21 protein-coding genes and 1 pseudogene are annotated in these 13,193 nt (G+C 34.2%); 16 read left to right on the top strand and 6 right to left on the bottom strand.

From position 1 onward, the window contains the following. Nucleotides 1-10: 10 nt before the first annotated feature. The 12 genes from ARADI_RS17265 to ARADI_RS17240 all read left to right on the top strand — a co-directional run bounded on the left by ARADI_RS17265 (nucleotide 11) and on the right by ARADI_RS17240 (nucleotide 6,105). Nucleotides 11-175, top strand: a complete 165-nt coding sequence (locus ARADI_RS17265) for a hypothetical protein (protein ID WP_238149108.1) — start codon at nucleotides 11-13, stop codon at nucleotides 173-175. A 65-nt stretch (nucleotides 176-240) separates the two neighbouring features. Continuing rightward, nucleotides 241-726 carry a hypothetical protein gene (locus ARADI_RS17260; RefSeq protein ID WP_238149107.1) on the top strand — a complete coding sequence of 162 codons (486 nt, stop codon included), beginning with the start codon at nucleotides 241-243 and terminating at the stop codon, nucleotides 724-726. Further along, nucleotides 723-935 carry a hypothetical protein gene (locus tag ARADI_RS17255; protein WP_238149106.1) on the top strand — a complete coding sequence of 71 codons (213 nt, stop codon included), beginning with the start codon at nucleotides 723-725 and terminating at the stop codon, nucleotides 933-935. The genes ARADI_RS17260 and ARADI_RS17255 overlap by 4 nt, the downstream gene beginning before the upstream one ends. Continuing rightward, on the top strand, nucleotides 932-1,465 hold the full coding sequence (locus ARADI_RS17250) for a phage tail protein (RefSeq protein ID WP_238149105.1): 534 nt from the start codon (nucleotides 932-934) through the stop codon (nucleotides 1,463-1,465). Before ARADI_RS17255 ends, ARADI_RS17250 begins: the two co-directional genes overlap by 4 nt. A gap of 239 nt (nucleotides 1,466-1,704) precedes the next feature. Then, the gene (locus ARADI_RS17245; protein ID WP_238149104.1) at nucleotides 1,705-2,025 is read left to right on the top strand and encodes a phage tail tip protein J-related protein; all 321 of its coding nucleotides are present in this window, start codon (nucleotides 1,705-1,707) and stop codon (nucleotides 2,023-2,025) included. A gap of 74 nt (nucleotides 2,026-2,099) precedes the next feature. Beyond that, nucleotides 2,100-2,297, top strand: a complete 198-nt coding sequence (locus ARADI_RS04130; protein WP_119711220.1) for a hypothetical protein — start codon at nucleotides 2,100-2,102, stop codon at nucleotides 2,295-2,297. Nucleotides 2,298-2,317: 20 nt separating this feature from the next. After that, nucleotides 2,318-2,725, top strand: a complete 408-nt coding sequence (locus tag ARADI_RS04125; RefSeq protein ID WP_182853072.1) for a phage tail tip fiber protein — start codon at nucleotides 2,318-2,320, stop codon at nucleotides 2,723-2,725. Then, on the top strand, nucleotides 2,725-2,985 hold the full coding sequence (locus tag ARADI_RS04120; protein ID WP_119711218.1) for a hypothetical protein: 261 nt from the start codon (nucleotides 2,725-2,727) through the stop codon (nucleotides 2,983-2,985). Before ARADI_RS04125 ends, ARADI_RS04120 begins: the two co-directional genes overlap by 1 nt. Nucleotides 2,986-3,066: 81 nt before the next feature. Further along, nucleotides 3,067-3,756, top strand: a complete 690-nt coding sequence (locus ARADI_RS04115) for a DUF6453 family protein (RefSeq protein WP_147392348.1) — start codon at nucleotides 3,067-3,069, stop codon at nucleotides 3,754-3,756. A 12-nt stretch (nucleotides 3,757-3,768) separates the two neighbouring features. Then, nucleotides 3,769-4,077, top strand: coding sequence for a hypothetical protein (locus ARADI_RS04110; protein WP_119711216.1), 309 nt, complete (start codon nucleotides 3,769-3,771; stop codon nucleotides 4,075-4,077). 15 nt (nucleotides 4,078-4,092) lie between these two features. After that, entirely contained in the window at nucleotides 4,093-5,028 is a 936-nt protein-coding gene (locus ARADI_RS04105; protein ID WP_147392347.1) for a phage tail fiber protein, read from the top strand. Nucleotides 5,029-5,802: 774 nt separating this feature from the next. After that, the gene (locus ARADI_RS17240; RefSeq protein WP_119711214.1) at nucleotides 5,803-6,105 is read left to right on the top strand and encodes a lysis system i-spanin subunit Rz; all 303 of its coding nucleotides are present in this window, start codon (nucleotides 5,803-5,805) and stop codon (nucleotides 6,103-6,105) included. Between the two features lie 81 nt (nucleotides 6,106-6,186). On the opposite strand, the gene ARADI_RS04095 is transcribed toward ARADI_RS17240, so the two are convergent. Further along, nucleotides 6,187-6,390 carry a hypothetical protein gene (locus ARADI_RS04095; RefSeq protein ID WP_119711213.1) on the bottom strand — a complete coding sequence of 68 codons (204 nt, stop codon included), beginning with the start codon at nucleotides 6,388-6,390 and terminating at the stop codon, nucleotides 6,187-6,189. Between the two features lie 679 nt (nucleotides 6,391-7,069). On the opposite strand from ARADI_RS04095, the gene ARADI_RS04090 reads away from it, so the two are divergent. Continuing rightward, nucleotides 7,070-7,321, top strand: coding sequence for a hypothetical protein (locus ARADI_RS04090; RefSeq protein WP_119711212.1), 252 nt, complete (start codon nucleotides 7,070-7,072; stop codon nucleotides 7,319-7,321). Nucleotides 7,322-7,378: 57 nt separating this feature from the next. After that, nucleotides 7,379-7,722 (top strand): annotated as a pseudogene (locus ARADI_RS17235) (terminase); the annotation flags it as partial. Between the two features lie 412 nt (nucleotides 7,723-8,134). On the opposite strand, the gene ARADI_RS17230 reads toward ARADI_RS17235, so the two are convergent. The 5 genes from ARADI_RS17230 to ARADI_RS04070 form a co-directional block, all read right to left on the bottom strand. Then, nucleotides 8,135-8,428 (bottom strand): hypothetical protein, encoded by a 294-nt coding sequence (locus ARADI_RS17230; RefSeq protein ID WP_238149103.1) that lies wholly within the window; start codon nucleotides 8,426-8,428, stop codon nucleotides 8,135-8,137. Between the two features lie 119 nt (nucleotides 8,429-8,547). After that, nucleotides 8,548-8,679 (bottom strand): hypothetical protein, encoded by a 132-nt coding sequence (locus tag ARADI_RS19450; protein WP_255420604.1) that lies wholly within the window; start codon nucleotides 8,677-8,679, stop codon nucleotides 8,548-8,550. A 205-nt stretch (nucleotides 8,680-8,884) separates the two neighbouring features. Further along, nucleotides 8,885-9,250 carry a hypothetical protein gene (locus ARADI_RS04080; RefSeq protein WP_119711211.1) on the bottom strand — a complete coding sequence of 122 codons (366 nt, stop codon included), beginning with the start codon at nucleotides 9,248-9,250 and terminating at the stop codon, nucleotides 8,885-8,887. A gap of 126 nt (nucleotides 9,251-9,376) precedes the next feature. Next, nucleotides 9,377-9,823 (bottom strand): hypothetical protein, encoded by a 447-nt coding sequence (locus ARADI_RS04075; protein ID WP_182853071.1) that lies wholly within the window; start codon nucleotides 9,821-9,823, stop codon nucleotides 9,377-9,379. A gap of 27 nt (nucleotides 9,824-9,850) precedes the next feature. Further along, on the bottom strand, nucleotides 9,851-10,060 hold the full coding sequence (locus ARADI_RS04070; RefSeq protein WP_182853070.1) for a hypothetical protein: 210 nt from the start codon (nucleotides 10,058-10,060) through the stop codon (nucleotides 9,851-9,853). 1,691 nt (nucleotides 10,061-11,751) lie between these two features. Here ARADI_RS04070 and ARADI_RS04065 point away from each other — a divergent pair. Both ARADI_RS04065 and ARADI_RS04060 read left to right on the top strand, forming a co-directional pair. Then, the gene (locus ARADI_RS04065) at nucleotides 11,752-11,916 is read left to right on the top strand and encodes a hypothetical protein (protein ID WP_182853069.1); all 165 of its coding nucleotides are present in this window, start codon (nucleotides 11,752-11,754) and stop codon (nucleotides 11,914-11,916) included. Next, nucleotides 11,913-12,707 (top strand): hypothetical protein, encoded by a 795-nt coding sequence (locus tag ARADI_RS04060; RefSeq protein WP_119711210.1) that lies wholly within the window; start codon nucleotides 11,913-11,915, stop codon nucleotides 12,705-12,707. Before ARADI_RS04065 ends, ARADI_RS04060 begins: the two co-directional genes overlap by 4 nt. Nucleotides 12,708-13,193 lie beyond the last annotated feature (486 nt).

Below are 13,193 nucleotides of genomic sequence, written 5' to 3'. Positions count from 1 at the left end.
GAATTGAGTAATGGGCAAGACCGTCACAAGCATAATTGGTGTAGGGTTGATGGTGACTGGCGTACTGGCAACCGGCGGTTTGGGGCTGGCGTTGATGGCAGCGGGTTTGGCTGTCCAAACCGCAGGTTCATTGTTATTTCAAGACAAAATGCCAAGCGGGGGCTATCGAGAATAAGCTGAGCGCAAGCAGATTTTACGCTTGTCGACGGCGTCATAAGCGGTGATTGTAGGTAAAACGGTTTGCTCTGGGTTATTTTTTTTGCAGAAGAAGAGAAAGGCGAACAGGATAAAAACGAAAAACTTTTCTTAGCAATCACGCTGGCCGGTCATAAAATTAGTCGCATTGGTCAAATTTGGCTTAACGACGATACGATTGACTCTTTTGGTGATAAAGCCGATTACGAATTACATAACGATAGAAAAAGCGTTGATCCTTATTTGCTGAAAAATGCACCAAGCTGGAAAAACGACATGATAGGCAGCATTTTAGCCTGGATTAGGTTAACGCTACGCTATGATGCTGAAAAATACCCCTACGGTGTACCTAACGTTAAAACGGAAGTCTGGGGCAAAGAATTGTTTGACCCAAGATCGAACATAACCACTTGGAGTAATAACGGGGCACTGGTTATTTTAGACTATTATCGTAGTTACCTAAAAGTCCCCGATAGTGATATTGATTTCAATGCTTTAAGATTGCAGCGGATTTATGTGATGAGTCAGTGACGATCCCAGAGGGTAAGTCGGAGCCGCGTTATACCTTAAACGGTGCTTATGAGTTATCGGAATCCCCTGCTTCTATCATTGAACATATGCACCGTTGTATTGGTGCAGAACCGACATACATTGCGGGTAAACATGGCATCATTATGTGGGCGCGTACCATGTCCCAGCTACGCTCAAAATTGAGCCTCATCAAATTATTGATACGGTGAGCATTACGCCTGAACTGCCCTTAAGTGAGGCGACTAATGCTATTTATGGTACTTTTGTTGATGCGAAGCAGAAATACACTAAAACGGACTTTAGCCCCATTGTAATGGATAAATGGGTAGAAGAAGATGGACTTGAGATTAAAGAAAATATCGATTATCGCTTTGTTAGTAGTCCTTATCAAGCTCAACGTTTAGCCAACCTCTATTTACGCAAGAAACGGGCGGGTAGACGCGTTCAGTTAACCTTAAACTTAGACGGGTACGCTTATCGTCCTGGTGATGTGGTATTGCTCGATTTACCGAATTTAGGCATTAAATCGCTTGAATTTCGCGTGGCTGAATGGAAATTTCATCCGCAGGAAGGCGTAGAAATGCTGTTAGAAGAAGACGGTGCTTATATTTACGAAGATATTATCGGTAAGCAATTTGAAAGGCCGCCATTTACTGAACTACCAACAGGTGGCATTGCGCCCCCGATAAATCTTACCTTTAGCCTGTCAATATCGGTGATGTGGTTCAAGGTTACTTAATCTGGCAAAATGCCGTGGCCGATGTGTGTTACAGTACAGTCAATATCATTGAACAAGGAAAAGTCATTCAAACGCGGTTCAAGTGCCAGGTGAACGTGTTGATATTGCTGGATTACCGAGAGGAACCTATCGCGTTGAAGTCAGAGCCGTTAACGCAGCAGGAGCGATATCACAACCCACCATTCGTGATTTTTCAATGTAGCCCCACCTCCTCCAATCAATGTTGATATTACGGAGGCATGTTTTCATTAACCGCTGCTCCTAGGTTAGGCGATTCAGCCGCCTATGGCAGTACATTTGAATTTTGGTTTAGCGTTACAAAATTGCCAGACGCATCAGAACATGAAGTCATTAATCATGCCACTAAAGTCGGACAAGGTCAGTTCTGTACACAGGAGAATCTTAACGCTGGTCACGAGTATTTTTTCTATATTCGCACGATAAATAGTTATGGAAAATCACCTTTTGTTGAAGCATCAGGTAAACCAGATAGTTTACCCGGTGACATTCTTGATGAAATTGATAAAAAATTAACGATACGGAAGCCATTAAACAGTTAAAGAAAGAAATAGACAGTAGCACATAAGCCATACTGGAAAACGCAAAAGGGCTCAACGACAATACACAGTATTTCATGCATCAAAACGGTAAGATGAAAGCTGAAATTGTCAGGGTTGACAATTATGTGGTAACAGAGACCAAAGCCTTAGCAGAATCTATCCATCATGTCAGGGTAATAGTAGATAAATCCTGGGCAGCCGCTCAGAATTCATTACAAGCTAAATACGACATGAAAAAGGGTGAGGCTTCTGCGCAACATGGACATCGTTAGTCAAGATTCACTATGACGGCGTGGATTATGACGCTGGCATGGTGATTGGGGCTGAATTAAAGAACGGTAAAGTCAGTACACAAATTGGCTTTAGCGCGCAGACTTTCATTGTCTACAATCCGGCTAATGGCAAGATGGAACCGATGTTTGTTATCAAAAACGGTCAGGTATTTTTGCGCACAATATTTATTGACAAAGGAACGATTGAAGAATTATTAATCGGCTCTGTTATTCAGTCAAAAAATTATCAGGCTGGGAATACCGGTTTCAAGATAGATGGTGAAACAGGTGTCGCAGAATTTAATCGCTTAGTAATTAATAAAGACTTTAAAATCATGGGAGATGCCTCAAAAATTGTGTTAGATAACATAGGTCTTGCCGTTTATTCCACTTCTGGTGGCGTAATAAAACTAGGCAGGAGGCCATAATGTCAGATTACGGTTTGTTTGTTGATTTAAATGATGGCTTTAAACAGTTTGAAATAACTAATAAAAGTCAAATACTAACAAAGCTTTTAAGTACAACAAATCATGATTTAAGAAAAAGAGATCATAGCTTCACAATTCCTGAGGCAGATAAATATAATATAATAATCGTCCTTAAAGTTATATCTAGACTTTATCATGTATCCAGAAGTTATGCTGTACGTCAACTGAGACTTGAAAATATACGAGTTGAAGGAAATTAATTAAAGTGCAATTGGGATCGTTGGGATATCTACTGGTTTTGGGGTGGCACAGGAGGAGGAGTGTCAGACGGAGGGACATTTTTGTACGGTGAACAGTACGAAAATGGGTATAAAATAGAGGTTTATGGCTACCCAAAACAAGCAGCTAGCAGTGACTATGGGTTATTCATTGGTGGTTTAGGTAACGCAGTAGAAATAACTCACCAATCAAAGTTGGGATATTGTGTTTTTAGAAAGAAAATATCAATAAGTGCAAATGATACTTATACTATACTTAATACTGTTCCTAGTATTGATAAAAGTTTAGTTTTCATTCGTCCAACAAATCAAAATGCGGTTGTTTCTATTTCTAGAGACAATAAAGTTATTTATAGCAATGCACAAACCGATGTTTACGTACTGGTATTTACTACTGATTTTACGCTAGTACCAACAGATTACGGTCTTAATATTTACAATCAAAAAGTAACATTGAGTTACTCATCTAATTATTTACCTTTTCTGGTTGGCGCTAATATCACCCTGACTCAACAGGGTGTAACAGCCAAATTTGCTAGGCCCATGTTACAAGCAAATGAATGCGCAGAAATGATAGATCGCGTTTATCAGAATTGGACATATTGCAGAGCTGGAGGCTACCGCTTCCAAGGTAACAAAATAACAATTCAACCTGGCAGAAATTTGGAGTGGGTATTTGTAGATACTTCAGCAATTGATTATATAACTTACAGCACGCCCTCTTATGTAATCGACTTCGACCTTTATTTCTAGAGATAATAAACAATGATATACAACACCGGCACAGTCACAATAGTGTCAGGTTCTTCTATTGTTAAAGGCACTGACACAAAATGGAATAGCAATAATCCATTAGTATCCTCCGGCATGTTAATGCTCATTAAAAACGGTGATATTAATTATTCTTACATGATTAAAGCGGTTAACAGTGATACGGAATTAGTGCTTGCTGAAAATACAACATTTTCAGCTACCGACACAACCTACACAATTAATCTCACTGAACCAAACAACAATAGTGATGCAGCGAGAGCATTGGTTGCAGCGAATACTTACATCCTCTATTTTTTATAAAACATGGATACCTGGATGGGGGAAACTAGTGTCGTTGAGCTTACGTTACCCAGTGGTAAAACCATTAAACTCGAATCGATTAAGGCATTACAGGAATTAGTAAAAGGTAAAGCAGATATAAAAAGTGTTGAAGGAATAAACAAAAAATTAGATACAAAATATGATAAAGCTGGCGGCGAGATAACCGGAGATGTGCAATTAAGCACCGGAAAAATAAGAGCAAAAAATGCAAACAATGTTACTAATCATGCCTTTCAAGATAAGAATGGTACTTTGATGCATGTCGGCGATTTTGGGATCAAAATTGTTAATCCAGCTGCTCTTGGCGATATAAATGTAACGCTAAAAGGTGGGTTTTATAACGCAAAAGGAGATGCTGCTGGTGTACCGAGCGGAGCTGGTGGAACAAATTTTATACAGTCCAATGGTGGAGATTATTGTTTTCAAATAGGAAAGGAAAATTTAACTGATGATGTAAAATTTAGAGTTAAAAGAGCAAATCAATATTCTGCATGGCAAACATTTTATTCAACAAGAAATGTAAAAGTAGACTCAAACGGATTTTTAAAAAGAGCTTCTCCGATAATTGAAATTCATCCAGACGGCAGCTTTGAAACCAACGATCAATCGGCGGGAGTCAATGTTCGTCGAACAAGAGTAGGAACCTATTTCATCTCAGGCGTCATGGGTTATAACTCTGATGGTGGATGGGGTATAAACGCCGGCATATCTGTGCCTAAAAATAGCAACGGATTAGAGTTAGTTTATATCAAAGACAAAATTCTATCTAATGGTAGAATTGAGATTCAAACTTTTCACCGACAACACGCTCATTTACTGGAAGACTTCCAAAACTGGCGCATCAAAAACTTTAACGATAATAATCCGGTTATTACACCGATGGTGAGCGGTGTAATATTCCACCCTCGACATGGCTATATATTCGTGTAGAAATGCCCATTAATCCAATCTGGAATCAACAACAAGCGTAAACAAATTAGCTACATCACAGGAACATCATATTAGCAGCGTTGGAGGAAGTTGTTAACCATTAGTGTTGGGTTGCGTGTTAGTGGATTTGTGAAAGTCAGACCAAACAGGTAATTGATTATTTTGAATTGTGATTAATTTTAGACATAAAATTTTCTCCGTAGATAAACGAATGGTAGGGTGTTTTGGTTGGATAAATTAAATGGGTGACAAATAAATCTTCTTACCAAGGGATAAAAGTAACTTAAAATTTATTGACTATTTCTTTCAGAATATAAATCAAATTGTCTACCTATTTAATTGTTTTTATTACTACTTATATTGGCGTTATGTTCTGAAAATAAATGTAATATATTGATTTATAAATAAAAATATACTGATTTAAAATCCCTCGGCCTTAAGGCTGTGCGGGTTCAAGTCCCGCCCTGGGCGCCATATTAAAGACTTGTTTATTATCAGTAAGTTAGCAACAAAAAAGATCAACCTTTAGGGTTGCTCTTTTTGTATTTGAAATTCGTCATCAAAAACAACAAGTGGCCGCAAAGAGGACATTTCAGCATGATAACCTTACCTTACCTTACCTTACCTTACCTTACCTTACCTTACCTTACCTTACCTTACCTTACCTTGGCAGCAGGCAATTTATGAAATTAAATACCTTGCCATTTTTTATCGCCATATTGGCTTCTACGTCGCTTGTGATTTTATATAATTAAACATCAATATAACCAGCTGGTGGATGAACTCGATAAGCAGACAGAGCTTAAGAATAGCTATTTAAAAGAGGTGAAATTACTGCATCAACTGGATACTAAACGTAAACGGACACAGGAACTTAATCATGCCAAAGCTGACATTAGTAAGCTTACTGACGATCTACACAATGGTACTAAGCGGTTGTATGTCAAAGCGCGGTGTGTGCAAAGGCCGACAGTATTACCACCTCCACCACCAGCGTGGATGATGCAAGATCCACCCAACTGGCGTCTGACGCTTGGCGAAATTATCTCCGTCTCAGATGCCAACTTGAAACCCTAGAGGCGCAGTATTTTGGATTGAGGGAGAGAGCTAGTGAGGTTTATAAGTATAAAAAATAATTTTTATACTTAATGGATCATTTTATTTTGGTGGTAATTTCAATGGCTCATATTTCAAATGTCTTGTAGGTTGTTCTTCTAATTGGCAACCTACATAGACTTTTGTTTCTTCAGTTTCGTATCTCTTGTCACTTTCATAAGGTCCCCTAGTTGGTTCAGTTGCAATTGATAGAAGATGGTATCCACTAAGAGAGATTATTGTTAAAATTTTACACATTGTTTTCATAATTTATCCTTTAAATATAAATAAAAAACATTATTAAGAATAGCTGGGATTTTTAATAATCATTAAACATTTGTGTAAATAAAACAAAATATCAAAAATAGATTTTTTTAATTTTTTATATAAGTTTTCACACATTTGACGTTAAAAGCCATTTCGTAAATATCAAACAAAAATTTTCTTAAAAATAAATAATTACAACCGCAGTTTTTGGTTTGAGGAAGTAGGTACGTGAGACATCCAAGTAAACAATAAATAATCATTACGTATTGTTGTTATTTTGATTGCAGCAGTGTTAATTAATTTTGAATCTAAAAATTTTGATGTGATAGCGATCACCAAAATCGTCTTACAGAAACTTAATCATAATAAGCTAATTATATAGTCTGAACTATTGGGTGTTAGATTAGTAAATTAAAAGGTGCGGTTTTATGCTTAATATGATTTTTTCAATAATAAAACAAATTGTTATGCCTATAATCACACCTTTTGTATCTGCATTTATAGGATATTTTGTCGCAATAAAGATATTCGAAAAACAAGAAAAAACAAAATGAGCAATTAATAAAGTTAATAATGCCAATGAATTGTTTATTAAAGCAATGTTTATTCATATTAAGTTAGTTGCAGTAAGACAGAATTATTATGAAAATGTTAATAAAAACCGGGATCCTAGATACAGATGGATGAAGGTGATTTAAAACCTATCAAAGAATGGCCAAAAGTCTGGCGCACTACATTAAACGGTTTAGATATTATGGCAATTTCATCGGCGGAAGATATAACTGAGGCGTTGTTTAAAAAAATTAGGTGGCCAGCCAAAATTAAAAACCTTGAGTTACTCGGTAAGCATGGCTCAGTCATGGCATTTAAAGAACAAATAGCGCAAAAAATAGAAGCTAGCTGTAACCATTATGCCAGTCCCGGCATGTGACAGTGTTGATGATTGAGAAAAAGTTGCTCAGCAGCAACAAAGTGAGGCACTAGGTGGATGAATTACAACCTAGTGTTGAAACTATTTTCGGGTTCTCAATCGTTATCGCTAAGTTTTCCTTGCAACGAGATACTGTATGAAGGCACGCGAGGCCCCGGTAAGACCGCGGCCCAGTTAGCGCCATTTAGACGTAATATCGGTATCAGTTACGGTACATTCTGGCGAGGAATTATATTCGATACTGAATATAAAAATCTGGCCGATATTATTCTCAGTCAAAGCGTATATACCGCCTCTTTAAAGATGGTGCGCGGTTTCTGGCCTCAGCTTCTGAATTAAAATGGGTATGGACAACGGGTGAAGAATTACTTTTTCGGTTTAGCAAAGAAGCCGAAGATTATTGAAATTATCATGGGCAAGAATTCCCCTTTATTGGTTCTAATGAATAATAGCCACAGTAAATAATCTATTATGGATAATTGCAAGTTATTAAATATATTACTGGTTCGTGTGATAATAATTTTTTAGTGGGTAGTAGATAAGTTTATGTTTAGTTATTTATCGGAGTAAAGGAATACTTCAACAAAAATATTGTTGTATAAAATTAAGAATATTGAGTTGTGGGTATTTCCCTAAATTATATACAAAATAATAAATAGATGATTTTTGTTTTATTAAAAGTCATTAGATCAAAAAAATTAGAGATTTATATCACTATTAATGAACAATCTAACATAAAAATTCGTTAAAAATGAAATAGTAAAAAGCCGTACAGCTTTTGTATGACTTTTATGAGACGTTGCTATTTTCAACCTATTTATATATTTTGGCATCAAACCATGAAACTTGTGTTATTTCTTTTAATGGCAGGATAATACTGGTATCTGCATTATTCAGGTCAACATATTCATTTTTTAAAACTATATTGAGATCATCTTTATGCCTGTATCTTGAGAGAATAGGTAAAATAGAAATATATTGATTAGGACCTTCTTTTTCGTTAGGTTCTCCTAATGCATTGATAATCGCTATGTATATTTTTTTGTTTTGTAATGTAATCATGATCTGGCGTCTATCAACTAGGGAGTCGAAGAACATTTCCTCCATAGGATTATCTTTGGTTAGTTCTTGGTGCATTCTTAATATTACTATGTTTTCGTAGTCGATATCAGATTCATCTATTTTTATATGCAGAAAATAATTATAAATTTTTGCCCTGTATATAACTATTTTTTTGCAGCTTTAGCCCAAACATAGGCCACAATTATTGATCTTATTGATAAAAGAATAATCCAAGCAATGATTTTTTCACTTCCAGCTTTTTTAATATTTAAATTCAATTGTTCTTTTATAAACATTACAGGATGGATGAAACGATGGATATATCCATTTAATTAAATAAGCAAAGAATATTGTCCAAGTAAAGCACCATAAGCCTAGTGTAGCTGCTTTCATGTAAAGTAATTGACCATCATGACGATGAAGTCTATAGTAATTGGTAGGGTGTTGAGTTAAAACAATATACCCACTCAGTAATAAAGGAATAATTAGTAAGGCAAGCATCTATGTTCCTATTTTATTTTCATTAGAGATAATTTCATGGGTGTCTGCACGCATCGATTTTACTTTGTCAGAGGAGGCTAAATCTTGTTTTGAAACAATAATAGCACCATTATGACCAATGACCTCAACACTTTTGGTTTGAGAGGTTCTTAGTCTTTCAGATAACTTCCTTTCTTTTTCGATAGCATCTTTGCCTAACAATTTTACAAATATATTAGTCATAGTCGTCCTTCCTTCATTGCAAATAATCTTGCATACTCCTTTAATATCAGCATATTTGATGATTGAGTATCTTTCAAGCACTAATAATGCGTTTACGTTACCAGCTAATCCAGTAATTTTTCTTAAAAATAAATTATAAATCATGAAAAGTAATATATGGTATCAAATTTTTATTCAATTTAGAGAGGATATTGTGAATATTTGCTATAATGGCATTAATTAAGTTTATCATTTTACTTCAATATATTGATAAAATTGATTTTTTGCTAATTATGTTGTGTTTTTGTTATGCATTATCTTGTTACAATTGGCTATCTTATCATCATTACTAATGGTATTTTTTGTTTTTATAAGGCTATATTTTATATTTACCCCAGCTCTCTCCTCTCCCATGTCGCCCCCATTTCTACAGTTATTGCCAGAACTCCGAGGCACGCCGATGACACTTTTTAAAAGCTCTTCGTCCTCGCTATCAGCGACTTTCTTTATTAGTCGATATTTTCGGCAACGGGTTTTAGTTATATCGGCGGAGGGGTTAAGTTGGACATAAATGTCGACCACTTTTTGCACTTCTTCATCGTAAGTGTTTAGCTGATCGTTGGTTTGGTAGGCAACGTGTAGGGTTTGTTGATTGCGGCGGGGTACAGGGGGCCCACCTTGGGCTTGAATATAAGCGGAAAAATCGCCTTCATCGGCCGCTTCGTTCCGCGATTTCACCTAACGTGTCGGCAACGGATATGCTTCTTAAACGACGACATTCGCGTAAACGCCTTTGGACGGCAGTTTATAAAACTGAAATTGTGGAATACGCCAGGTTGATGACCAGGTGGTCACGGCGGTGACCATCTCAGTCAGTGGTTTGCCGGTTTCAAAGTCAACATCACCGTCCAGCGAGTAACCATCAATATTTTTAGCGATATATTTGGCAATATAACCGACTGCAACGTCTTCCATCGGCAGCACAACTATTTACCAGAAGATTTTCAGCGCTGTCGAGTTAAAGAGATTATTAACCGAAAACCAATTTATTATACTGTTGGTGAGTAGGGTGATATTCCGATGTCGACTTGGCTAGATGTTAGGGTGGCGATGCCACCGGTTACGGTGTGGCATCAGAGGCAGAATTGAGGTTAGAAATAATTGGATAATAAATTTTAATATTCTGGCAATCTTAATTTTTAAGATTAGTTTAATTAAACATTATTGATATAAATAAATTATTATATGATTATAACTATATTATTTTTCATAAATAATAATGAGTATATATAAAATATTTATTTTTGTTTATGCTTGCATGTAATCAATTTTTTAATTTAAATTATATAAATATAATAAAAAATATATTTATTTGAGTAGTTATAGTATGCCATTGTTAATACTTTGTTATAGAACTTAAAATAAAAATAGGATAATTATTATACAAATATCATATATTCAACCAAAAATAAAAACTAATTTTGAATTCAACCATTATAATGTTGGTGTGGTTATTTATGACTATGCTTTAAATATTTGGCAAGGTTTTACGATATTCATAGAATAAGAATCTACTCCATATTATAATGATAGGTTAGTTTAACCAGCAAAAGATAGCAACCCACACGGTGTTTTATTTACGATTCTGGATCAAAATAAACCACAAAAATTCAATTTTTCTATTAGTACAGAATATAACCCAAATGGTAAGGATTTAATTAAGGGTAGTTTTTTATCTATTAAAAATAAAGATACAGGTGAAGTCGAAATTATTGATTTAAAATATGATACAGATAGTAGACTTAAATTTGACATTTCACTTTATTGGCCAGGTGACGAAAATGATACTGTCTGGATTTTTCTACTAAAAATAACTGAGTGTGAAAATAAATAATATAATTATTATAAATAAAAATTTTAAATGTCTTTTGTAAATAGAATAACTTTATAGTAACTATTTGTTTTGATTATTTTATTTAAAATTAATTAGTAATTAAATGTTACTATTTATAGTAATTTATTTATATTGTTTACTCTCAAATAAAAAATTATTTTTATATAACCACGGCTTAGCCTGGGGATCAATTTAATTGACTTAGATTTTTAATAATTTCATCCGAATGAATATATAGCCTACTTTATTTCGCTGAATTTTATTAAATCTATGGTTATTACTAATTCATTATCATTTAATTCTTTAACGCTTACAACATTGTCGTCCTCAATCAAAACTATTGCTTTAAGGTTAAGGCTGTTTTGTGGTTTGTTGTTGAGTTCTGTTTCCATTTTATTGAACGAATTGATGTAATTCTTCCATTGCAGAGCTTTTTTCTTGTAAACCTCATAGCAATTAACACAAAGCCATCTCGGGTAAGTACAAACATAGGCATTTTTCTAACAGCTTCAGCACCAGTAGAGGTGTCACTGGCTTCGATGTGGCATCTAAAAACAGTATTCATTGAAATAAGATTAAATTTTTATCGGTAAATTTAATTAAAATAATAGAATTACTTTTGTGAAAATTAGTTTAAATAAAATACAGGATAGTTAAATGTAATATTCATTTATTTTAAGTAAAAACTAACAAGTCTATCTATCTAAAATTTGATATTTTTTATTGCATAGGCAGCAAAGTATATTAATAATAGCGTATAAGGAAACATATTATGACCGTGTGGGATGATTTTGGTAAATTGGAATTACTTTGGATAAATATTCTTAATTATGACAACGATGGATATAATAACCATAAGTATGCGACTATTTTTGGTAATGGTAAAAATCAGGCCATTATTTATATTAGAATATTTGATAAGAATAAAAAATATTGATTATTCTAGATGATGAATTACTTAAAGCCGTACATCTTGTACATTATACAGAGGGTAAGCGATTAAATAGACAGGGAGATAATTCTAATTACAAGCCATGGGTTTATACCAATGAAGATTTTGGTTATGCCAAAGTAATATCGACTTCAAATACAATGAAATCTGAAGTCAGTACCTATGGAAAATATGGGCAAGTAATCAAGCTTTACCTACATGCAACAGAACCTAATGAAGGCTTCAAGATCAGTGCGGGCATAGATATTCCGGGGGTAGGTGATTTTAATACCAGTGAGATGGGTACGATCAATCGAAATGGGCCAGAAGGAAAGACGGGTTCAGCATTTAAATATCCACACTTTGTTCATATTAAAGCGTTTACGCCAATTGATTATCGTTCAAAATATAATGTCTTAGTAAATAAAGGTAGCAGTGAAATTTCTAATAAAATAAAGATATCTAAAGTGGGAAATGAAAGGCAGTATTTAAAGGATATTTTTTATTTTAATGGTATTAGTAAACTAGAACAAATATCTATTAGGCTCAAAGAAATGAAATCAAACGATAATAATACTTTTAAGTTAATTAATGTTATAAGAGATAAAAAAGCTAATTTGGATACTGTTAAATTTCTAAATAATAATCTTCCTGACATTATTGTAGGAATGGGTGGAGGATCATTTTCATCATATTTTGTTTTTGTTGTTCCTCAAAACTTAGTGGGTTTGATGCTTGGTAGTTGTATTTATGGGGTCGAAGAGTTTACTAATATTGTTTATAAGTATCAGCTGTAACAAAAGGTTACCAATTACGGTGGCTCTGATAGTCCAAATTTAAGTTCTGTTAATCCAAGTACAAAAATCTCCATTTTTTAATGTAATATTCCATTAAGGAATGTTGGAATATTCAATTGGTGTAATCAAAACGAAAATGCGATTGTTAAAATAGAAGTCATAGATAGTTATGGTAATAGTGGGATTATTACAATCAAATCGCATTATGGTGATTATTCAATAATTAATATAATTATCAATGAGAATAAGCTTTAAAACAGATATTGAAAGGTAATTAATATTATAATTAATGCTTACTTTAGTTATATTTCATCAAAAATATAAAACCCCTGCTAGACAGGGGCATAATTATAGTCAATTGTTTGTTTTTTTTTAAGTATTTTTTCCTTTTTTTTAAATTAGGTTGGGTATATATTTGCTTTAACTAACTTTTCTATAATTTCATAACATAATTTAATTAGCATTTATTTTAGCAATATTTTTTCT

Source organism: Arsenophonus endosymbiont of Aleurodicus floccissimus (assembly GCF_900343025.1).
In the GTDB taxonomy this organism is placed as follows: Bacteria; Pseudomonadota; Gammaproteobacteria; order Enterobacterales; family Enterobacteriaceae; genus Arsenophonus.
This window is presented reverse-complemented; position numbering and strand designations above follow the sequence as displayed.